This is a genomic window from Meiothermus sp. Pnk-1 (genome assembly GCF_003226535.1).
GTDB lineage: Bacteria > Deinococcota > Deinococci > Deinococcales > Thermaceae > Allomeiothermus.
Genome location: NZ_QKOB01000010.1, coordinates 89,355 through 111,013, shown reverse-complemented (window position 1 = coordinate 111,013; position 21,659 = coordinate 89,355). Strand labels below are relative to the sequence as shown.

Annotated in this window: 20 protein-coding genes; 12 read left to right on the top strand and 8 right to left on the bottom strand. The window is 63.2% G+C overall.

Translation table 11 applies throughout. The features are described from left to right. Nucleotides 1–16: 16 nt before the first annotated feature. The gene (gene ligA / locus DNA98_RS13290; RefSeq protein ID WP_110531503.1) at nt 17–2,029 is read right to left on the bottom strand and encodes an NAD-dependent DNA ligase LigA; all 2,013 of its coding nucleotides are present in this window, start codon (nt 2,027–2,029) and stop codon (nt 17–19) included. 129 nt (nt 2,030–2,158) lie between these two features. Here ligA and DNA98_RS13285 point away from each other — a divergent pair, with 129 nt between their 5' ends. The 6 genes from DNA98_RS13285 to aguB all read left to right on the top strand — a co-directional run bounded on the left by DNA98_RS13285 (nt 2,159) and on the right by aguB (nt 8,381). Further along, nucleotides 2,159–3,997, top strand: a complete 1,839-nt coding sequence (locus tag DNA98_RS13285; protein WP_110531502.1) for an arginine--tRNA ligase — start codon at nt 2,159–2,161, stop codon at nt 3,995–3,997. Between the two features lie 5 nt (nt 3,998–4,002). Then, the gene (locus tag DNA98_RS13280) at nt 4,003–5,079 is read left to right on the top strand and encodes a S1C family serine protease (protein ID WP_110531548.1); all 1,077 of its coding nucleotides are present in this window, start codon (nt 4,003–4,005) and stop codon (nt 5,077–5,079) included. Nucleotides 5,080–5,150: 71 nt separating this feature from the next. After that, nucleotides 5,151–5,768, top strand: a complete 618-nt coding sequence (locus DNA98_RS13275) for a deoxynucleoside kinase (RefSeq protein WP_110531500.1) — start codon at nt 5,151–5,153, stop codon at nt 5,766–5,768. Between the two features lie 10 nt (nt 5,769–5,778). Further along, nucleotides 5,779–6,423 carry a deoxynucleoside kinase gene (locus DNA98_RS13270; RefSeq protein ID WP_110531498.1) on the top strand — a complete coding sequence of 215 codons (645 nt, stop codon included), beginning with the start codon at nt 5,779–5,781 and terminating at the stop codon, nt 6,421–6,423. Between the two features lie 29 nt (nt 6,424–6,452). After that, the gene (locus tag DNA98_RS13265) at nt 6,453–7,502 is read left to right on the top strand and encodes an agmatine/peptidylarginine deiminase (RefSeq protein ID WP_233493210.1); all 1,050 of its coding nucleotides are present in this window, start codon (nt 6,453–6,455) and stop codon (nt 7,500–7,502) included. Beyond that, nucleotides 7,503–8,381 (top strand): N-carbamoylputrescine amidase, encoded by an 879-nt coding sequence (aguB, locus tag DNA98_RS13260; protein ID WP_110531497.1) that lies wholly within the window; start codon nt 7,503–7,505, stop codon nt 8,379–8,381. Here the strand turns inward: aguB and DNA98_RS13255 are convergent. After that, nucleotides 8,372–9,403 (bottom strand): sensor domain-containing diguanylate cyclase, encoded by a 1,032-nt coding sequence (locus DNA98_RS13255; RefSeq protein ID WP_110531496.1) that lies wholly within the window; start codon nt 9,401–9,403, stop codon nt 8,372–8,374. The two genes, aguB and DNA98_RS13255, sit on opposite strands and share 10 nt — an antisense overlap. An 87-nt stretch (nt 9,404–9,490) precedes the next feature. Between DNA98_RS13255 and DNA98_RS13250 the strand changes: the two genes are divergently transcribed. From DNA98_RS13250 to DNA98_RS13235, 4 genes are read left to right on the top strand one after another with little or no spacing between them, the layout of a single operon-like run. Next, nucleotides 9,491–10,927 carry a UDP-N-acetylmuramoyl-L-alanyl-D-glutamate--2,6-diaminopimelate ligase gene (locus tag DNA98_RS13250; protein ID WP_165363959.1) on the top strand — a complete coding sequence of 479 codons (1,437 nt, stop codon included), beginning with the start codon at nt 9,491–9,493 and terminating at the stop codon, nt 10,925–10,927. A gap of 44 nt (nt 10,928–10,971) precedes the next feature. Next, complete coding sequence (locus tag DNA98_RS13245) at nt 10,972–11,748, top strand: Nif3-like dinuclear metal center hexameric protein (protein ID WP_110531492.1); 777 nt, start codon at nt 10,972–10,974, stop codon at nt 11,746–11,748. A gap of 19 nt (nt 11,749–11,767) precedes the next feature. Further along, nucleotides 11,768–12,385 carry a dTMP kinase gene (tmk, locus tag DNA98_RS13240; RefSeq protein WP_110531490.1) on the top strand — a complete coding sequence of 206 codons (618 nt, stop codon included), beginning with the start codon at nt 11,768–11,770 and terminating at the stop codon, nt 12,383–12,385. Nucleotides 12,386–12,388: 3 nt separating this feature from the next. Beyond that, nucleotides 12,389–13,174 carry a glutaminyl-peptide cyclotransferase gene (locus DNA98_RS13235; RefSeq protein ID WP_233493209.1) on the top strand — a complete coding sequence of 262 codons (786 nt, stop codon included), beginning with the start codon at nt 12,389–12,391 and terminating at the stop codon, nt 13,172–13,174. Nucleotides 13,175–13,586: 412 nt separating this feature from the next. Here the strand turns inward: DNA98_RS13235 and DNA98_RS13230 are convergent, their stop codons facing one another. The 6 genes from DNA98_RS13230 to DNA98_RS13205 all read right to left on the bottom strand — a co-directional run bounded on the left by DNA98_RS13230 (nt 13,587) and on the right by DNA98_RS13205 (nt 19,571). After that, a complete protein-coding gene (locus tag DNA98_RS13230) occupies nt 13,587–15,029 on the bottom strand; it encodes a lyase family protein (protein WP_110531486.1) in 1,443 nt (480 codons plus the stop codon). 38 nt (nt 15,030–15,067) lie between these two features. Then, nucleotides 15,068–15,880 (bottom strand): carbohydrate ABC transporter permease, encoded by an 813-nt coding sequence (locus DNA98_RS13225; RefSeq protein WP_110531484.1) that lies wholly within the window; start codon nt 15,878–15,880, stop codon nt 15,068–15,070. Nucleotides 15,881–16,024: 144 nt separating this feature from the next. Beyond that, nucleotides 16,025–16,915: a carbohydrate ABC transporter permease gene (locus DNA98_RS13220; RefSeq protein ID WP_110531481.1), complete on the bottom strand. Its 891-nt coding sequence runs from the start codon at nt 16,913–16,915 to the stop codon at nt 16,025–16,027. A 36-nt stretch (nt 16,916–16,951) separates the two neighbouring features. Further along, entirely contained in the window at nt 16,952–18,199 is a 1,248-nt protein-coding gene (locus tag DNA98_RS13215; RefSeq protein ID WP_174720007.1) for an extracellular solute-binding protein, read from the bottom strand. A gap of 91 nt (nt 18,200–18,290) precedes the next feature. Next, nucleotides 18,291–19,247 (bottom strand): prohibitin family protein, encoded by a 957-nt coding sequence (locus DNA98_RS13210; protein WP_174720006.1) that lies wholly within the window; start codon nt 19,245–19,247, stop codon nt 18,291–18,293. Nucleotides 19,248–19,361: 114 nt separating this feature from the next. Then, the gene (locus DNA98_RS13205) at nt 19,362–19,571 is read right to left on the bottom strand and encodes an FmdB family transcriptional regulator (protein WP_110531480.1); all 210 of its coding nucleotides are present in this window, start codon (nt 19,569–19,571) and stop codon (nt 19,362–19,364) included. A gap of 137 nt (nt 19,572–19,708) precedes the next feature. On the opposite strand from DNA98_RS13205, the gene DNA98_RS13200 reads away from it, so the two are divergent. Then, nucleotides 19,709–20,254 (top strand): 5-formyltetrahydrofolate cyclo-ligase, encoded by a 546-nt coding sequence (locus DNA98_RS13200; RefSeq protein WP_110531478.1) that lies wholly within the window; start codon nt 19,709–19,711, stop codon nt 20,252–20,254. 98 nt (nt 20,255–20,352) lie between these two features. Next, on the top strand, nt 20,353–21,630 hold the full coding sequence (gene icd / locus DNA98_RS13195; protein ID WP_110531476.1) for an NADP-dependent isocitrate dehydrogenase: 1,278 nt from the start codon (nt 20,353–20,355) through the stop codon (nt 21,628–21,630). Nucleotides 21,631–21,659: the final 29 nt, after the last annotated feature.

Sequence of the window (21,659 nt, the reverse complement as noted above, 5' to 3'; positions counted from 1 at the left end):
AAGAAGCGCCACCCGGCTAGCGCCGCGAAAGAAGCGCCTCCAGGCTGGTCTCGTCGAGCACTGGCACCCCCAACTCCCGGGCTTTTTGCAGTTTGCTCCCTGCCCCCTCTCCCGCCACCACATAGCTGGTTTTCTTGCTCACCGACGAAGAAACCTTGGCACCCAAAGCTTCCAGGCGGCGGAGGATCTCCTCCCTGGGCCGGGAAAGCTCCCCGGTGAGCACGAAGGTAAGCCCTTTGAGCTTATCTCCTTGGGGTTTCTCCTTGGCCTCGAAGCTCACCCCGGCGGCCCGCAGCCGTTCGATGTAGGCTAGCATGTCTTTTTGGTGCAGGGTCTGATAGATGCGCTCGGCGGTGGGCAGGGCCACATCCTCCACGTCGTCGAGGTCTTGCACGCTGGCCGCAAGCAGCCGGTCCAGATGCCCGAAGCGCCGCGCCAGGGTGCGGGCTAAGGTAGCGCCCACCTGGGGGATACCCAGAGCAAAAAGCAACCGCTCGAGCCCCCGGTCTTTGCTGGCCTCGATCTGGTCGATCAGGTTTTGCGCGCTCTTCTCGCCCATACGCTCGAGGCCCACCAACTGCTCCTTGCTGAGCCGGTAGAGATCGCTGGGGTCGCGAACCAACCCCTCGGCCAGCAGTTTGGCCACGAGCTTGTCGCCCAGACCCTGGATATCCATGGCTCCCCGGCTGGCGTAGTGCAGGATAGCCTCGTAGGCCTTGGCCGGGCAGAGCGGGTTGGGGCAGAGGTGGATTTTACCCTCGAGCACCAGCGGCGTACCGCATTCCGGGCAGCGGGTGGGGTAAGTGACTTTGACCGCTCCTTCTGGCCGTGCCTCGGAGAGGACCCGCAGCACCTCGGGGATCACCCCCCCGGCTTTGTGGATGAGCACTTGATCCCCATAGTGCAGGTCGAGTTCTTCTAGGTAGCTCTCGTTGTGCAGCACCACCCGCGAGACCGTGGAGCCTTCGATCTCCACCGGCTCGAGGTTGGCCACCGGGGTGATGCGCCCGGTGCGGCCCACGGTGAACTCCACCCCCAGCACCCGGGTACTCTTCTCCTCCGCAGGGAACTTGTAGGCGATGGCCCAGCGCGGGCTCTTGGCGGTAAAACCGAGGTCGGCTTGCAAGCGAAGATCATCCAGCTTGACCACCACTCCATCGGCCTCATAGGGGAGTTGGCGGCGCTTGGCGAGCATCTGCTGGTAGGTTTCTTCTACGGCGCGCCAGCCCACGGCTTTTTGGTAGTGCGGCTCCACAGCGAAGCCCCGGTGCTTCAGGTACTCTAGCAACTCGCCCTGCGAGCGTACCCCGGACTCGGCCAGGCCCAGGCCTATGGAGTACAGCACAGCCTTGAGCCCGCGCCTGGCGGTGACGCGGGGGTCTTTTTGCCGCAAGGACCCAGCAGCGGCATTGCGGGGGTTTTTGAAGGGAGATGAACCCTGCTCCTCGAGCTCAGCATTTAGCCTGAGGAAGGCCTCGATGGGCAAGTAGACTTCCCCCCGCACCTCAAGCCGTGGCGGAGCCCCCCGGAGCCGGTAGGGGATCCCCTCCACGGCCATCAGGTTGAGGGTCACGTCCTCCCCAACTTGGCCGTTGCCCCGGGTGGCCCCCCATACCAGGGTTCCCTCCTCGTAGTAGAGGTTCACCGAGAGGCCATCGATCTTGTACTCGAGGGTGTAGGTGAAAGGGGCCGGCATCCCCAGGCCGCGGGCGATGCGCTCCTCGAAAAGCCGTATATCCTCGGGGCCAAAGGCGTTGTCGAGCGAATAGAGCGGGGTGGGGTGGGTAACGGTAGCAAAACTGGTCTCGATCTTACCGGGCCCCACGGTCTGGGTGGGAGAATCGGGGGTGATGAGTTTTGGGTAGCGGGCCTCGAGTTCCTTCAGTTCCCCTAACAGCCGGTCGTACTCGGCGTCAGAGATCACCGGATCATCGAGAACATAGTAGCGGTAATTGTGGTAGCGGATCTCTTCGCGCAGCTGGTGGATTCGGCGCTGGGCTTCGGTGAGGCGGTCGTCGGCCAGTTCCATGTTCCTTAAGTGTAGGTGAAAAGATACCCGGCGAACACCCTCCATCAACGCGCAAAGGGCTTGCTTGTTGCCCGCCGCGATAGCAGGCTGTATAGCGAGAGAGGGGTTTTCTGATACGATGTTCGCTCGATGCAGGAGGTTTTAGCCCCCCTCAAGTCCGCCCTCGCCCAGGCCCTACACAGCCTGGGCGTAGACGAGTTGCCCGAGATCGTCCTTCAGGAGACCCCACCCGGCAGGGAGGGCGACTACGGCTCCCCGGTGGCGTTTACGCTGGCTCGCACCTTACGCAAGGCTCCGCCCCAGATCGCCCTCGAGATCGTCCAGCGGCTCGAGCTCCCTCCCTTCGTGCGGCGGGCCTTCGCGGTAGGGGGATACCTCAACTTCGAGCTGGACCCGGCTCACTTGGTCAAGGCAGCGACTCGGCCCCTCGAGCCCTTCCCTCCCCAACCGGGCAAGGTGCTGGTCGAGCACACCGCGGTGAACCCCAACAAGGAACTCCACGTCGGCCACCTGCGAAATGTCTGCTTGGGAGACGCGGTAGCGCGCATCCTGCGCTACGCCGGGCGCCAGGTGGAAGTCCTCAACTATATCGACGATACCGGGCGGCAGGCCGCCGACTCGCTCTTCGCCCTACAGCACTACGGCTTGGTCTACGACGGCTCCAAGAAGTACGACCACTGGGTGGGCGAGGCTTATGTGCGCCTCCACCGCGACCTGGAAGACGAGGCCAATAAAGCCCAGCTCGAGCCCCAGATCGCTCAGGTGCTGCACCGGCTGGAGGCCGGAGAGCTGCGGGCCGAGGTGGACAAGATCCTGCGGGCCCAGCTCGAAACCATGCTGCGGCTGGGCGCCCGCTACGACCTCTTGGTGTGGGAATCGGACCTCGTGCGCGAGGGGCTGTTGCACAAAGCGCTGGCCATCCTCGAGCAAAGCCCCTACGTGCTGCGCCCGAGCGAGGGCAAATACGCCGGGGCGTTGGTCATCGACGCCAGCGCGATCATCCCCGGTTTGGAAGACCCCTATTTCGTGCTGGTGCGTTCCAATGGAGCCAGCACCTACTACGCCAAAGACATCGCCTTCCAGATGTGGAAGATGGGGCTGCTGCAGGGGCTCAGGTTCGACCCCTATCCGGGGGACTACCCGGCCTTCACCCCGGGCCGCCTGATGTACACCAGCACCCCTTCCGGCCATCTCCAGGAGCACACCGGGGCCAGCGAGACCATCAACGTCATCGACGTCCGCCAGTCCCACCCCCAGATGATCGTGCGGGCCGGGCTCGAGGTGGCCGGACGGCACGACCTGGCCGAAGGGGCTTACCACCTGGCGTACGAGACGGTGCTGCTCGAGGGCAAACAGATGTCCGGGCGCAAGGGCATCACGGTGTCGGTGGACGAAGTGTTGGACGAAGCGGTACAGCGCGCCCGGGCCATCATCGCCGAGAAAAACCCTTCGCACCCAGACCCCCAGACCGCCGCCGAGCAGATCGGGGTGGGCGCGGTGCGCTTTGCGATGGTCAAGACCGAGCCCAAAAAGCAGATCGACTTCCGCTACGACCAGGCCCTCTCCTTCGAAGGCGACACCGGCCCTTACCTGCAGTACGCCCACGCCCGGGCCAGTTCAATCCTGCGCAAAGCCGAGGAGCAGGGAGTACTGGGCGAAGCCCCCGACTACACCCAGGCTACCGCTTACGAAGTCGGGTTAGCTAAAGCTTTGTTGCGTTTCCCCGACGTGATCCGAGAAGCCGCCGCCAGCCGGGCCCCCCACCTCCTGGCCCAATACCTGCTGGATTTGGGGGCCGCCTGGAACGGCTACTACAACGCCAAAACCGCCGAGGGAAAGCCGGCCACAGCGGTGCTCAGCGCCCCCACGGGCTTACGCGGGGTGCGGCTCGAACTGGTCAAGAGCCTTAAACAAACGCTTAACCAGGGGCTCACTTTGTTGGGTCTTAATGCCCCCGAAGTAATGTGATCGAGATGCACCGGATTCCCCTGCTCCCCTTCGCGCTCGCCACTGTGGTAGCCGCGGCGGCCTGGTGGGCCTTGGCCCAGCCAACCCCCCGGCTCACCACCCCAGATGAGATCGCCCGGGTCGAGGTCTTGCGCCGCAGCCTGCCGGGAGTGGTGCTAGTCCAGGGAATCGCCCAAGACCCGACCACCGGCAACGAAGGCCCCGTCACGGGTTCCGGTTTCTTTTATAGCCCCAGCCGGATCGTAACCAATTACCACGTGGTCAGCGGGTTACGCGACCTGCGCGTAACCCTTAACGATGGCCGCGAATTCCCCGCGGAGATCGTGGCCCTTGATCGCGGTATTGACGTGGCCATCCTGGGGGTGCGAGGAGTGGTGGCCCCGGCCACCTTGGCGTGGGGAAGCTCGCAGAGCCTCCCTCCGGGGCTGAGCGTTTTGGTCATCGGCAGCCCCTTTGGGCAGCGCAATCTGGCCTCCACCGGCATGCTGGCCGGCATCGCTCCCCTCTCTGCCGCATCGGACAACCCTGAAGTCGGCCAAGAAATAGGGGATGTGCTGTATATCGACTCCCGTACCGAGCAGGGCAACTCCGGCGGCCCGGTGCTAGATTTGCAGGGCCGGGTGATCGGCCTGATGGACGCGGTGCTGGCCGGGGCCAGCGGGATCGGTGGCTACGGGGTAGCCATACCCGCCGACTTGGTACGCCAGAGCATCCAAGACCTCGAGCGTTTCGGGGTGCCCCAGCGCGGTTGGCTAGGGGCCAGCCTGGTGGACCTGGGAGATCTGGACCCCCTGCTGTTGCGGGGGGTGGGGCTGGTCTCATCCCAAGGCAGCATGGTCGACAAGATCGAGCGGGGTAGCCCCGCAGCCAACGCGGGGCTGCGGGCGGCGCAGCGCGATGCGCGGGGCCGGCTGGTCAACCTAGGCGACATCATCCTGGCCATCAACAACAAGGCGGTGAAGAACAAGGCCGAGGTCACCCAGACCATCGCTCGCTTCCGCCCCGGCGACCGGGTAAAGCTCATCGTCTGGCGCGAGGGGCGCAAGATCGAAATAACGCTGACCATGATCGCCCGGCGCTAGGGGACTTGGGCCTTTACCCGTTCGTGTCAAGTCTTGAGCTCCTCGCCTTCAGCCGATAGCCTATAGCCGACATGTATATCGCGATCGAAGGCGTGATCGGGGTGGGCAAGACCACCCTTGCTCGGCTGCTAGCCGAACGTTTAGGCGCGGAAAGGCTGCTCGAGGTGGTGGAGGAAAACCCCTTTCTACCGCTGTTTTATCAAGACCCTACCCGCTACGCTTTTAAGGTACAGGTCTTTTTTTTGCTCTCACGCTACAAACAGCTCCTGCCGCTGGCCCAGCCGGCGCTTTTTAGCCGGGGGGTGGTGGCGGACTATCTCTTCGACAAGGACGCTATCTTTGCCTCGCTGAACCTCAGCGGGGCAGAGTGGGAGCTCTACGCCGACCTCTACCGTCACCTCTCCCCCCGCATCCCCACCCCCGACCTCACCGTGTACCTGCGGGCACCGCTGCCGGTGCTGCTGGAGCGCATCCGCCGTCGGGGCCGCCCTTTTGAGCAGCAGATCGATCACGGCTACCTCGAGCAGCTGGGCCAATCCTACGACCGGCACTTCGCCACCTACCCACACCCCTTATGGATCGTCGAGGCCGATCAGCTCGATTACGCCTACGACGAGGCGGACCAAGACTGGATCGTCCGCCAGGTGCAGCAGCGCTTAGGGGGGATCCCCCAGGCGACCGGGAACTAGCTCGGCATCTATGTATATCGCCATCGCCGGCAACATCGGCTCGGGCAAGTCCAGCCTGACCACACTGATGGCCAAGGAGTACGGCCTCCGCCCGGTCTACGAAGCCGTGGACGAAAACCCCTACCTATCCGACTTCTACGCCGATATGGGGCGGTGGGCCTTCCACTCGCAGGTGTTTTTCCTAGCCAAACGGCTCAAGCAGCACCTCGAGGAAGTCAACCGCCATCCGCGGGTGGTGCAAGACCGCACCGTCTTCGAAGACGCCGCCATCTTCGCCTGCAACCTTTACCGTCAGGGGTACCTTTCCGAGCGCGACTGGCAAACCTACCAGCAGCTGTATGAGGGGATCGCTCCCGCTCTGCGCAAACCCGACTTGCTCATCTACATCCGCGCCTCCCTTTCGACCCTCCAACAGCGCATCGCCAAGCGAGGCCGGGAGTATGAGCGACGCATCCCCACCGACTACCTTCGAGCGCTAAATCGGCTCTATGAAGGGTGGATCGGGGATTACGCCCTCTCGCCGAAGCTGGTATTGGAAGGCGACCGGCTGGACTTCGTGGAAAGCCCTCGAGACCGCCTCGAGCTGATCCGCCTCTTGGACCAGCGGATCAAGAACGTGCGGGCGGTACAAGAGCGCCTATGGCCTGACCCCTAAACCACCCCGAGGTGCTAAACTGACAGGTTGTGCAGCACTTACGTACCCCTACCCCCCGTGAACTCGGCTTTTGCATGCCCGCTGAGTGGGAACCTCACGCCGCGACCTGGACCAGCTGGCCTTTCGACGAGGAGTTGTGGGCGGGCTACCTCGAGCCTGTTCGTCAGGAGTTTGCCGAACTGGTACAGACCATCGCCCGCTTCGAACCGGTACACCTCCTGGTGCGCGACGAGGAGGCCGAAGAGGACGCCCGCAAGCGCATTGGCGCGGGCAATCTCACCTGCCACCGCCTTCCCCTCGATGACGTGTGGTTCCGCGATAACGGCCCTATCTTCGTGCGGCGCGGCCAAGAGGTGTCTTTGGTTAACTGGAAGTTCAACGCCTGGGGGAATAAGTACGAATGGCGGTTGGATAACGAAGCCCCCGAGTACGTAGCCCAACACCTGGGGGCCGCCCACTGGGACGTACCGGTGGTGATGGAAGGGGGAAGCCTCGAAACCAACGGGGGTGGGGTGGTACTCACCACCCGGCAGTGCCTGCTCCATCCCGAGCGTAACCCTCACCTGAACGAAGGGCAGATCGAGGGGTATCTGCGCGACTACCTGGGCTTTGCGAAGGTGCTGTGGCTGGAGGGCGGGCTCGAGGGCGACCACACCGATGGGCACATCGACACCATCGCCCGCTTTGTCAAGCCCACCACCATCGTCGCTTGCGTAGAACCGAGGGCCTCCGACCCCAACCACGCCACCTTAAAGGCCAACCTCGCCCGGCTGAAAGGCTTTACCGACCTCGAGGGCAACCCCTTCGAGGTCGTAGAATTGCCTTTGCCGCAACAGCGGCTCGAGCTGCTGGGCAACCGCCTGCCACCCACCTATGCCAACTTCTACATCGGCAACGGTTTCGTGGTGGTGCCGCAGTACGACGACCCCAACGATGCGCTAGCCCTCTCCATCTTGGGCCCCTTGTTCCCCGGTAGAGAGGTCATCGGGCTCAGGAGCCGCGCCCTTATCACCGGCGGGGGAAGCTTCCACTGCGTGACCCAGCAGCAGCCCGCGGGCAGGATCTGGAAAGGGGATTAAATGCCAAAACTCGCTGTCGTGCAAATGCGCATGCGCCAAGCGCTCGAGGCCAACCTCGAGCAGGCCGAGCGCTTCATCCGGGAGGCCGCCGAAAAGGGTGCCCAGATCATTTTGTTGCCGGAACTCTTCGAGAGCCTGTACTTCTGCCAGCTCGAGCGGGAGGAGTTCTTCAGCTTGGCCCATCCTGTGGAGGGCCATCCGTTCCTGCCTCGCTTCCAAGCGCTCGCCCAAGAGCTGAATGTCGTCCTGCCCATTAGTTTTTTCGAGCGAAGCGGGCAAGCCCATTACAACAGCCTGGCCATGTTCGACGCGGGCGGCGCGTTTCTTGGCGTCTACCGCAAAAGCCACATCCCCGACGGCCCCGGCTACGAGGAAAAGTACTATTTCAACCCCGGCGAGACCGGCTTCAAGGTCTGGAATACCCGGTACGGCACGGTCGGAGTGGGCATCTGCTGGGATCAGTGGTATCCCGAGGCGGCCCGCATCATGGCCTTGCTGGGGGCCGATCTCCTCCTCTACCCCACCGCCATCGGTTCAGAGCCAGAGGAAGCCGGAGGGATCGACACCCGCGAGATGTGGCAGCGGGCCATGATCGGCCATGCAGTCTGCAACTCGGTCTACGTGGGAGCGGCCAACCGGATCGGCACCGAGGAGATCGAGGGCAGACAACAGACATACTACGGGCGATCTTTTCTCTGCGACTACACCGGCAGCAAGGTGGCGGAGTTCGGCAGCCTCGAGGAGGGTATCCTCTACGCCGAGATGGACTTCGAGAAAGCCCGGCGGTTTCGTGCCGGCTTTGGATTTTTCCGCGACCGCCGCCCGGATCTCTACGGCCCGCTCCTGACCTCGGACGGGAGAACCCCGCGCTATAGCTGAGCCTGGACCACGCGGTTCTTCCCCAACCGCTTGGCCTGGTACAGCGCCTCGTCCGCGGCAGCGAGCAGGGTGTGGGGTTCCTCTGCGGCAGCGCTCTGGGTGGCCACCCCTACGCTGATGGTAACGGGACGCGAGGGCCAGGAGGCCTGCTCCACCTCCTGCCGCAGCCGTTCAGCCAGAGCCATCGCTCCCTGGGACGGGGTGTTAGGAAGCAGCAGCGCAAACTCCTCCCCCCCGTAGCGGGCGAGCAGATCCCCTGCCCGTAGCCTCGACTGGATCCTGCGCGCCACCTGTTTGAGCACCTCGTCCCCGGCGGGGTGACCGTAGGTGTCGTTGTACTCTTTGAACCCATCTACATCGATCATCAACAGCGAGAGGGGCTGTCCGTAGCGCAGTGCGCGGTGAAACTCCTCCCTGAAGCGGGCCATCAGCACCCGCCGGTTGTACAGGCCCGTCAGTTCGTCGCGCTCGGCGAGGTGCTTGAGCCGGGCGTTGGCCTCCTCCAGGAGTTCCTGGTAACGCTGGCGGTCCCTGATCTCCCGGCGCAACTCCAGCTGCGCTGTCACTTGGCGCGCGAGGGCAGCCAGGGCTTTTTGTTCCTCGTCCCCTATCTGGCGAGGCCGGGAGTCGATCACGCACACCGTACCCAGCGCCTCCCCGCTCGAGGTGAGGAGCGGCGCCCCGGCATAAAAGCGAATGTGGGGTTCGCCGGTGACCAGCGGGTTATCGGCAAAGCGGGGGTCTTGCAGGGCATCGGGCACGATCATCACCCCGCTTTGCAAAATGGCGTGGGCGCAAAAGGAGAAATCGCGTGGGGTCTCGCTCAGCTCTAGCCCCACCCGCGATTTGAACCATTGACGGTCGCGGTCTACCAGGGTAATGAGGGAGATTGGGGTGTTACAGATCCGGGAAGCCAGATAGGTGATGTCGTCGTAAGCCTGCTCGGGCAGGGTATCGAGGATCCGATACTCGCGCAGCTTGGCCAACCGGGCTTCTTCGTTCGCAGGGAGGGGGGCTCGCATGAACAAATACCATATTACCGCTGCCGACACGCAACTGCGAACCGGGCTGCAACCCGATCCACCGCGTCTTGCGTTGTGCGGTGCCCTATGATATCCCCTGTGCCATACCTGGATGTCCTCTTCGGCCCCGGCTACCCCACAACCCCGGTGAGCGGGGTCACCCACGACTCGAGGCTCGTCGAGCCAGGTTTTGTCTTCGTCGCCATCGAGGGCCTCCCATCGGCCAACCGTCCTCCCCTGAACGGTCATGACTTTATCCCCGAGGCCATCGCGCGAGGCGCGGTGGGCATCGTGGGGACCCAGGACCTAAAGCTGCCCGTCCCCTACCTCAAGGTCGCCGATGCCCGCCAAGCCCTGGCCGACCTCTCGGCAGCTTTTTGGGAGTATCCGGCAAAGAAGCTACAGTTGGTCGGCGTCACCGGCACCAAGGGCAAGACCACCGTCACCGTACTCACCCACCACCTGCTCCAGTTCGCCTCCCCTCCGGCGGGAAGGATCTCCACGGTGGGGGTGAGGATCGGCGAGGAGGAACTCTTCCTGCGCGGCCACTTCACTACCCCGGAAGCCCCTCAGGTGCAGGAGATGCTGGCCCGGTTCGTAGCGGCGGGCTGCAAGCGGGCGGTGCTCGAGGTCAGCAGCCACGCCTTGGTGCTGGAGCGGGTGCGCGGCCTCGGGTACGAGGTGGGGGTTTGGACCAACCTCTCCCCCGACCACCTGGACTTCCACGGCAGCATGGAGCGCTACTTCGCCGCCAAGCAGACCCTGCTGCGGCGCTCGCGGTTTGGCGTCCTAAATCGCGAGGATCCCTACTATCCCCAGCTTCCCGGCCTGGCGCACTGGAGCTACGGCACGGGCGGCGACTGGCAGGCCGAGGATCTGCTCGAGACTGCAGCGGGGCTACATTTTCGGGTCAGATCCCCCCTGGGCGTGTTCAAGGTGAGCCTACCCATGATCGGTAAGTTCAACGCCCTGAACGCCCTGGCCGCGATGGCCGCTGCCGCCAGGCTGGAGGTGAAGATCCCTGAGTTGCAGGCCGGGCTCGAGTTCTTCCCCGGGGTTCCGGGGCGAATGCAGATCGTACAGGCTACACCTTTTCGGGTCATCGTGGACTTCGCCCACACCGCCTCCAGCGTGCGGGCGGCCCTCGAGACCCTGCGCCCCACCACCCGGGGGCGGCTGGTGATCGTGGTAGGGGCCGCTGGGGAACGCGGGGCCGAGCGCCGCACAGGGATCGGGCAGGCGGCGGGGGAACTCGCCGATTTCGCGGTCTTCACCGAGGAGGACCACCGCTCGGAGAACCTCGAGGCCATCCTACAAACGATGGCCGAGGCCGCCAAGGCGGTAGGGGGGCGGTACGCCCTCATTCCCGACCGGCGCGAGGCCATCCGCTGGGCCATCGCACACGCCGAACCGGGGGACACCCTCCTCTTGGCGGGCAAGGGACACGAAAGGACGCTCGAGCGCGGCCATGAGGTTCTACCTTGGAATGAAGTGGAAGAGGCGCGGAAGGCCCTAGGGCTATAGCACTGAGCCTAAATTCGCACGGCGTTTGACGGTAGACTACCCTCATGCACCGCGACGTCCTCGTAGCATGGCTGGATGAGCTGCTGCGTACCCGGGAGATCAGCGCCCTCTACCGCGACCCCTCGCTCAATGGGCTCCAGGTAGAGGGAAAAGAGCAGGTAACCAAAATCGGAGCCGCCGTAGATGCGGCCCAGGCCACCATCAGCAAGGCCATAGCGCTAGGGGTGGACTTTCTGATCGTTCACCATGGGTTGTTCTGGGGGGGGCAACGTCCGGTGGTGGGGATCCACAAACGGCGGCTCGAGGCCCTCTTTAGGGGTGGCATCAACCTTTACGCCTCGCATCTGCCCCTCGATGTCCATCCCGAGGTGGGCAACAATGCGGTGATCGCTCAAAAGCTGGGGCTAGTGGATCTCGAACCCTTCGAGGTGGGGTATATCGGGCGGCTGCCGCAGGCACGGTCCATCGCCGATCTAGCCAGCGAGATGGGCCGGATCACCGCCACGCCGGACGAGTTTGGCAACCTCATCGCCAACCAGTGCCTGATCCACCAGGGGGGTCCCAGCGAGGTAAGCCGGGTGGCGGTGGTCTCGGGGAGCGGGTCCGACCTCATCGGCGCGGCTCACTCCCGGGGGGCGGAGCTGCTCATCACCGGGGAGCCCAAGCACCAGAACTTTCACGAGACTTTCGAGCGCGGCATGAACGCCATCTACGCCGGGCACTACGATACCGAGACCTTCGGCGTGAAGGCTCTGGCGGAGCGGATCGAACAAGAGTTCGGCCTGCCTTGGGTTTTTATCGAGCACCCTACCGGCCTGTAACGCCTATCGATGAGGGAAAATGCCAGGATTGTTCATCACCTTTGAAGGCCCCGAAGGGGCGGGGAAATCCACCCAAGCGGGGATGCTCGCCCCTTGGCTCGAGGCTCAAGGCTGCGAGGTAGTGCTTACCCGTGAACCCGGTGACGGGGGCTGGCTGGGACCGGAAGTGCGGCGGCTGCTGCTGCTATCCGAAGCGATGTCGCCAGAGGCGGAGTACTTGCTTTACTCGGCGGACCGGGCCGAGCATGTGCGTCAGGTCATCGCCCCGGCACTGGAAGCGGGAAGGATCGTCCTGTGCGACCGCTACCTGGACTCTTCCTTGGCCTACCAGGGCTACGGGCGGGGGCTGGATCTGGGCTGGCTCCGGGCGGTGGGCCAGGGGGCCACCGGGGGACTCACGCCGCACAAGACCTTCCTGCTGGACCTGCCCCCCGAGGTAGGGCTATCCCGCTTCCAAGGGCGGGACCGCCTCGAGCGCGAGCCCCTGGGGTTCCACCGGCGGGTGCGGGCCGGCTACCTCGAGCTAGCCAGGGCCGAGCCCCAGCGCTTCGTCGTGCTCGATGCAACCCAAAACCCCCAGGCTGTCCAGGCTGAACTCAGAAACCACCTCAGCCTGCTGCTCAAACGCTATGCTTGAGCCATGCAGAGGCCGTATCGTAAGCACATGCGCGCTCTAGCCCTCCTGCTGGTGCTGCTGAGCCTAGCCTGTGGCCAGCAGAGCTCCCCTAAAGCCGTGCAAACCTACACCTTCCGGGTGGTCCACACCTTCCCCCACGACCCTCAAGCCTTCACCCAAGGGCTGATCTTCCACGACGGCTTCCTGTACGAAGGGACTGGGCTCGAGGGGCGATCCGAGCTGCGCAAAGTCGAGCTGCAAAGCGGCAAGGTGGTGCAGCGCAAAGCTTTGGGGCCACAGTATTTTGGCGAGGGCATCACCTTACTGGATGGGCACCTCTACCAGCTCACCTGGAAGAACCAGGTAGGCTTCATCTACGACCCCCAAACGTTTGCGCTACAACGCACCTGGAACTACACCACCGAGGGCTGGGGGCTCACCCACGACGGCAAACAGCTCATCCTGAGCGACGGAAGCGCCAAGCTATATTTTCTCGACCCCAAAACCCTCAAGGTCGAGCGCACCCTCCTCGTCACCCTGAACGGGCAACCCCTCCCGATGCTCAACGAGCTCGAGTACGTGAAGGGCAAGATCTACGCCAACGTCTGGCAGACCCCCCAGATCGTGATCATCGACCCCCAAAACGGTCGGGTCGAGGGGGTGGTGGACCTCACCAACCTGGTGCTGCTTAACCCCGGTGCCGACGTGCTCAACGGGATCGCCTACGACCCCGCTACCGACCGGCTATTCGTCACCGGCAAGCTCTGGCCCAGGCTATTCGAGATCGAACTCGTACCCTCAAACCGCTAGTGCGCTGGTAAGTTGATTGGTGGGACATTGGGTTTTACTGATGTCGTACGCTGTACGTCGTACGCAATACGCAAAACGCCAGACGCTAAACGCGACTTAGGTCATACGTCGTACGTCGTACGCAAAACGCTAAACGCGGCTTACGTCGTACGTCTTACGCTAAACGCGGGGGTAGATTCCCTTCGGGACGGGCGGTGCCCGTACACCTGGGGTAGATTCCCTGTCGGGACCGGCAGGGACGCTAAACGCGGGGGTAGATTCCCTTCGGGACGGGCGGTGCCCGTACACCTGGGGTAGATTCCCTGTCGGGACCGGCAGGGCCGGTACACCTGGGGGTAGATTCCCTTCGTTCGACGTATGACGTAGGACGTACTAGGACGCGGCGGATTATTCCCCTACGCCGGTGTTGCCCCTAAAGAGCCATCTTGCCGGCTGTAAGCACCGCTTCCGGCTCGCTCAGCAACCGGCGGGCCTGGCGGATCGCTAGCCGCAGGGCGTTGTAGGTGCGGCGATCTTGGGTGAGGCGCCCTCGAGCCTGGCGCTGGTGGGCGATCTGGGCCCCGGGGGCAGCCCCGCCCTGAACCCGGCGCCGCTCGACAAAGCGGCGGGGCTCGAGCGCCGCCAGCAAATCCGGGTCGCCAAAGCCCAAATAGGCCGCTAGGTCAGCTTCGCCCAGCTGGTCCAGGGTACGCCCCTCTCCGGCCAAACCCGCGAGCATCCTCTTGACCCGGGCATAGGCTTCACCTAGGGGCAGATACCCCTCCGCGACCAGCACATCCACCAACTCTGAGGCCACCACGCTCCTGTCCGCCAACCCCTCTGCTATCCGCTCAGGAACAAAGCGGCTCTCCTCGAGCGCCACCCGCGAGAGCTCGAGCGCCCCCTGGGCGAGATGGAATAGGCGCTCGAGGGGCTCCAGCACGCCGGTGCTGTGGTCGTTGAGGTCGCCATAGGCGGTGTTGTGGTTGAGGGCCAGGAGGATCTGGGGCCCTCCCAGGAGTTCAGCCACCAGGGCCCGCACGTGCTCGAGGATCACCGGGTTGTGCTTTTGCGGCATGATGGACGAGCCCTGCGCCACCCGCTCCCCCACTACAAAGGCTTCGCGCTCGGCCCAAAACAGCAAGTCACGGGCCATGCGGGAGAGGCTCGCCCCCAAAGCAGCCAGAGCCTGGGCCAGCTCGAGGGCCCAGTCCCCTGCGGCTACCGCGTCGTAGGTGTTCTCCACCACCTTGCCAAAGCCCAACAGCCGGGCCATCGCCTCTCGGTCTACCCGGTAGGGGCTTCCCGCCAGCGAACTCGCCCCCAGCGGCGAGGCGTTGGTGGTCTGGATGGCCGCCCATAGCCGCCGGGTGTCGCGCGAGAGGAGGTTCTCTAACCCCAAAAGGTAGTGGCCCAAGGTGGTGGGCTGGGCCGGGCGGTGGTGGGTGTAGGCCACCATCAAAGTTTCGCGGTGCTCGTCGGCCAAGAGCAGCATCCTCCGCCGCAGGGCCAGCAGGTCGCCCAGCACCAGCAAAGCCCGATCCCGGGCGAATGCCCGGAAGACGGTCAGGTCAAGGTCGTTGCGGGAGAGGCCCCGGCGCAGCGTCCCCGCGACCTCGAGCCCCCAGTGCTCGGTGAGCTGCTGGTCAATGGCGAAAAAGACGTCCTCCACCAGGCCGTTAAAGCTCGGCAAGGGATGCTTGCGTAGCTCGGCGAGCGCCTTGGCCGCTTCGGCAGCGCGCGGCACCCCGATGGCCGCAAGCCCCAGCGAATAAGCGGTGAGCGCGTCGAAGAAATAGGGAACCAGGTGCTCCCGGGCGAAACGGTAGTGGCGGCCCAGCACCCAACGGCGGTAAACGGCGTGCCAGCGGGACATAGCGGTAGGGTACTCGGTTCGAGGAGGAAGACACAAGCTCACCCCTTGACCCCGGTCAACACCACCCCCTCGATGATCTGGCGCTGGAAAAAGAGAAAGACCAACAGCACCGGCAACACGGCCAGGCTGCTGGCCGCCATGATCAAGTTCCAAGCGGTTCCTGCCTCGCCGGAGAAAAGGGCTACCCCCACCGGCAAGGTGCGCATCTCGGCGGTCTGTACGATCACCAAGGGCCACAAAAAGGAATTCCAGTTGCCTAAAAAGGTGAAGATTCCCAGCGCGGCCAGGGCGGGCCGAACCAAAGGAAAGGCTACCCGCCAGAACACCCCGAACTCGCTTAGGCCGTCGATGCGCCCAGCGTCGAGGAGGTCACTGGGCAGGGTTTGGAAAAACTGCCGCAGCAAGAACACCCCAAAAGCGCTCATCAATCCGGGAAACAAAAGCCCCCAGTAGGTGTTGACCCAGCCGTTCTCCGCGCTCATCACGTACCAGGGGATGACGAGCATCTCGGTGGGAATCATGAGGGTCGAGAGGATCAGCACGAAGATGACCCCCTTGCCGGGGAAGCGCAGTTTAGCCAGCGTGTACCCTACCAAGGAGTCGAAGAACAAGACCGAGAGCGTGGTGATAACCGCTACCACCAGGCTATTGAAGAACCAGCGAGGGAACTGGGTTTGGAGGAGGACCTGGCGGTAGTTGTCGAGGGTAGGGTGCTGAGGTAAAAGCCAAAGACTGAAGATCTCCTGGAAGGGCTTGAGCGAGGTAAAGAGCATCCACACAAAGGGAAAGGCCATCGCCAAGCTACCCAGGAGGAGCACGGCGTAGGCAAGGAGGGTGGGCCAGCGTTTCATGCACGTTCCTCGGGGTGCGTCGTGGGTCTTACGCCAAACGGCCACTCGCTCCGTTTTTTCCGTTGGAGCCCCGCGGCAACCAGGGAAGCACGTCCAACAGAGGAGTTTAGGTATGCCCGTAGCAGAAGGTCTCGGGTAGGCATATCAGTATTCCACCCGCCTCGAAAGCAACCGCAACTGCACCAACGTGATCAGCAGAATGATCACGAAAAGCAGCACGGTAATGGCTGCCGCGTAGCCTAGCTCAAAGCGGCTGAAGGCCTGCTGGTAGATGTAGAGGGCCAGCGCCAGCGTAGAGCTTAGCGGGCCACCCTGATCGGTGAAGTTGAGGTTCACCACCTGGGTGAAAAGCTGCAAGAAGCCGATGGTACCGATCACTGCCGAGAAGACTATCACCGGGTTCAGCAAGGGCAAGGTGATGTGGCGGAATAAGGCCCAGCTACCCGCCCCGTCAATGCGCGCGGCTTCGTAGTATTCGCGGGGAATGTTCTGCAACCCCGCCAGAAAGAGCACCCCTTGAAAGCCCAAGTTCTGCCAGACGACCACCGCCGTTACGGTGAGGAGGGCTTGCCCGGGGCTTTGCAAAAAGGGTTGAGCGGGCAACCCCAGCAGCCGCAACACCTCGTTGACGATGCCGAAATTGGGCGAGAGCATCCAGCTAAACACCCAAGCTACCGCCACCGCGGGGGTGATGTAGGGGGCAAAATAGATCGCTCGAAACAGGTCGCGAAAGCGCTCCACCGCATTGAGGAGCAGCGCTACCCCCAACCCCAGTACGAGCTGGGCGGGGACTCCGACCAAGGTATAGAGCAACGTGTTGAGCAACGCTTTGCGCAACAGCTTGTCGCCCAGCATCTGCTGGTAATGCTCGAGCCCCACGAACGCGCGCTTGGCCGGGTCCGCGTTCCACTCATACAGCGACAACCACAAAGCCTGGAACGCGGGCCAGAGGCGGACCAACAAGAAGAAAGCCAGCGGAAGCAGCAAGAAGGCGAAGGCCCAGAGGGCCTCGCGGCGGGCGAGGGATAGGCGCATAGCATCAAACCCAAAAGGGGCGCTCTGGCAGGGGTTCTACTTCCAGAATTCGTCCAGCACCTTTTGCTCTTCCGCGGCGGCCTGCTTGAGCGAATCGGCGGGGTTGACGTTTTGCAGCAGGACCCGATTGATGGCGTCCACCATCACTTTGCGCTGAGCGGCTTCATCTACAAAAGGGGTGGCCTTGGCGTAGGCCAGCGAGAGCACAAAGGGGCCGTAAACGGGGTTCAAGGAGAGCTTGGGATCTTTGATGAGCGACTTGCGCGCCGGAAGTTCGCCCACCTTCTCGAGCCAGTAGCGCTGGGTTTCCTCGGAGGTGAGGAACTGCAAGAACTTGATCGCCGCCTCGCGTTTCTCGCCGGTGGCCTGGGGGGTTAACCCGTGCAGCCAGAACGAGCCAAAGTTGGCCTTGCGGGCTCCGGGGCGCTCGGTGGGGAGTTCAGCCACCCCCCAGTTGAACCTGGCCCCGCTGCTGATGGTGCCAATAGCAAAGGAACCGTCAATGATCATCCCGATCTTCCCGGCGATAAAGCCATCGCGGTAGCCGTTGTTGCCCGGGAAGAAGTTGGGCACCCCGATCCCCGCCTGCTTGACCCAGTCAGTATACAGGGTGAGGGCTTTGACCCCCTCGGGGGTGTTGTAAGTGACCTTCTTGACGTCATCGGAGTAGGGCCGCCCGCCTAACTGCCGCAGCAACACCTCCCGCACCAAGTGGTGGTCCTGGCCGTCGGGAGCGATGCCGTAGCCGATCTGAACGTAGCGATCTCCCTGCTTAACGGTAAGCTTCTTGCCGTCCTCGAGAAACTCCGACCAGGTCTTGGGTGGGGCGCTGATCCCCGCCGCCTTGAAGAGGTCCTTGTTATAAAACAGGGCCAACGAACGTACCGCGGTAGGTACCCCGTAGAGTTTGCCGTTTACCTTGGCCGCCTGAACCATTGAGATAAAGTCGCTGTCCACGGCCTTGGCCAGACTATCGGGCAGGGGTTGCAAATACCCCGCCTTGACCCAAGTCGGCACCCAACCGTAATAGAGGTTCACCACATCCGGGCCTTGCCCAGCAGGAACCGCCGAAGCCACTTTCTGCTGGTAGGCGTCGTAGGGGAAGGTCTGATGTATCACCTTGATACCCGGGTTGGCCGCCTGGAAGCGCTTAATGAGCTCGTCTACGGCTTCTACCTTGCTTTTGAAGTCGTACTGCCAGTAGGTGATGGTGACGTTCTGGGCCCAGGCCAGTCCCAGCAGCCCAATGGCTCCGACAACCCACCTTCTGATCTGGTTGTTCATCGTACTTCCTCCTTGAGGGCAATCTTACCCAGGCTACGCCCTCAAACCAAATTTTGGGCATTAGCTCTCTTTTCGGCCGACCCCCAACCGTTCACGGAGCGCGCTGCTGGCCGCTCGGCACGTTCCGCAAGTCGAGCAGGAAGTTGCCGGTACTGGGAACCATAATGGTCTGCACGTTAGGGGCCAGCTTTTCCGCCACGGTCAGCTGGATCACCTCAGGGGAAGCCTTGAGCGCCCGGCCCCGCAGTTCGATGGCTTTGGCCTCGCCTTCGGCCTTGAGGATTGCCGCGTCGCGCTCGCCTCGAGCCTGGGCCACCAGGCGCTGGGCGTCAATCTCGGCCTGGCGGCGGCGGTTCTCCGCCACCTGCACCTGTTGTTCAGCGGTTTGTTTCTCCTCGATAACCTTAGCCACCGATTGGGGGATATCAATGCGGCGCAACAGCACCCCTACCAGCTCGATATGCCCCTTCTTTAGCTCTTCCCCCAGACCTTGGGTAACGGCCCGCTCGAGCTGGGTACGCTGGGTACTGATAAGGTCAGCGGCATTGAACTGCCCCACCGCGTCTCGCACTTTGCTGCGAATCTGCGGAATGATCAAGGTGTCGAGAAAACGAGGCCCCAGTTCCCGGTGCAAAAGGGGGGCCTCGTCACGTTTGACCCGGTACTGCACGGTCACGTCCACCCCGATCTCGAGGCCTTCCTTGCTGCGGGCGGTGATGGCCTCCTCGCTGGGACCGGGCTCGCGGCTTCCGGGTACGGGCGCCGCCAGGGTCACTTCCTGTAGGCGGGCATCGTAGACGATGACCTCTTGGATAAAAGGCAGCACAACGTGGGTCCCCTCACCCAGGGGCTGAGGTTGAACCCCTCGCAGCACATTGAACACCACCCCCACGTTCCCGGCCGGGATGACCACGAAGCTTTGCGATAGCGTTGCCAGCACCAAGCCGACAATCACCAAAGGCCCCCCCAACGCCCGTCGTCCTGGCCGCGCGAGCAACGCGATCCCAAAGATCGCCATCAGAACCCCTAAACCCGTCAGTATACCCATCCCCTACCTCCTGCCATAGGCGTCAGCGCGCGCTATGAAGTCCAGTGTATATTTAGCAGAAAAGAAATCAGCGCCCGTACGGCGCTGGAACCGGATGGTTTTCCGGGCCGGGCTTTAGTCGTGCGATTCGCTGCTTTTGCTTTCCTTAGGCCTGCTGTCGGTAACGTACCAACCCGAACCCTTGAAGGCAATCGCCGGAGCTTGGATCACCCGCTTCAACGGTTCGCCGTTCTCGGGGTGCCTGCTCAGCGGCTCGTCGTGAAAGCCTTGCCGAAACTCGTAGTAGTTCCCCGACTCTAAACCCAAGTAAACGTACACCGGCACGGTTTACCTCCACAAGCTTGTTTGGTCAGCGGGGCCAATGGCCCATACATCAAGTATATTGACACTCGGAGACTCAAAGTGTCAATGCGTCACATTGCCGATTGAGCCAAACCCCTCCAGCGCTTAGGGTGGAGGAGATGACCAAACCTTTTTTTCGGAATTGGGCCAAAGCTACCCGCAGCAAGCTGCCGATAAACGAACTCTCACAGCAGATGGTCCAGCAGCTAGCGGAGTTTCTACGGGCTCGAGCCCTCCGGCACATCCTCATCTATAGCGCCTTTGGCCACGAACCCGATCCCGGTAGGCTCCCTGAGGTCTATCCGGCTACCTACTACCTGCCCCGCATCCAAGGCTACCGCCTCAGCCTCCACCCCCTCCCTTGCCCGCTGGTGCGACACCCCTACGGATTCCTCGAGCCGGAAGAGCAAGCTCCCACAGCGAGCCCGGAAGTGCTCGAGGCGGTGGTTGTACCGGGGCTGTGCTTCGATCGAGCGGGTTACCGGCTAGGTTACGGAAAGGGCTACTACGACCGTTTTTTAGGAGCCCTACCCTCCTCCGTTCTGACCGTGGGGTTCGTACCTGCGGCGCTGATCGTGGAGCGTTTGCCTCGAGACCCTTGGGATGTCCGGGTCGGATACCTGGCCACCGAAAACGGTGTACAGCCCACCGCGCAGACCGGCTGAGCCCACCGCCCCGGAGCTACGAGGCTCATTGCTATCAAGGCGCCCGATACGCTTTATGATTTGGGAACAAGCAGCGTTTGCTGAGAAGGAGACAAGTCATGGCCTACAAGCACATCCAAGTTCCCGACGGCGAGAAGCTCACCCTCCAAGGTGGCCAGCTTCAAGTGCCCGACCATCCCATCATCGGCTTCATCGAAGGCGATGGCACCGGCCCGGATATCTGGCGAGCCTCCCAGCCGGTACTGGACGCGGCGGTAGAAAAGGCCTACGGCGGCAAGAGGAAAATCGCCTGGGCCGAGATCTACGCCGGAGAGAAAGCCAATGCGGTGTATGGAGAGGTGGTCTGGCTTCCCGAGGAAACCCTGGACTTCATCCGCGAGTACCGCGTGGCCATCAAGGGCCCCCTCACCACCCCGGTCGGAGGAGGCATCCGCAGCATCAACGTGGCCCTGCGCCAGGAACTCGACCTCTACGCCTGCGTGCGCCCGGTGCAGTGGTTCGAGGGGGTGCCCAGCCCGGTGCGCCACCCCGAGCTGGTCAACATGGTGATCTTCCGCGAGAACACCGAGGACATCTACGCGGGTATCGAGTTCGCCAAAGACAGCCCCGAGGTCAAAAAGTTCCTCGAGTGGTTCCAGCGCGAATTCCCCAAAGCCTACGGCAAAATCCGCTTCCCCAACACCGCCGGCATCGGCATCAAACCGGTCTCCGAGGAAGGCACCCAGCGCCTGGTGGAAGCTGCCCTGGACTACGCCGTGCAGAACGATCTCCCCAGCGTGACCTTGGTGCACAAGGGCAACATCATGAAGTTCACCGAGGGCGCCTTCCGCGACTGGGGCTACGCCTTCGCCAAGGCCAAGTACGGCGCGACCGAACTCGACGGCGGCCCCTGGCTCACCTTCAAAAACCCCAAGACCGGCAAGGATATCGTGGTCAAGGACATGATCGCCGATAACTTCCTGCAGCAGATCCTGCTGCGCCCCGCCGAGTACTCGGTGATCGCGACCCTCAACCTCAACGGCGATTACATCTCCGACGCCCTCGCGGCTCAGGTGGGCGGCATCGGCATCGCGCCCGGCTCCAACGTCAACTACAAGACCGGCCACGCCGTCTTCGAGGCCACCCACGGCACCGCGCCCAAGTACGCGGGCAAGGATCAGGTCAACCCCTCCTCGGTGATCCTCTCCGGCGAGATGATGCTGCGCTACCTGGGCTGGACCGAAGCCGCCGATCTGATCATCAACGCCATGACCCGGACCATCGCCCAGGGCCGCGTCACCTACGACTTCCACCGGCTGATGTTGGCGGAGGGCCGCTCCGCTACCTTGCTCAAGTGCAGCGAGTTTGGACAGGCCCTCATCGAGAACATGGGCTGAGCGAGACCCTACACCAACGGCGCCCTAAA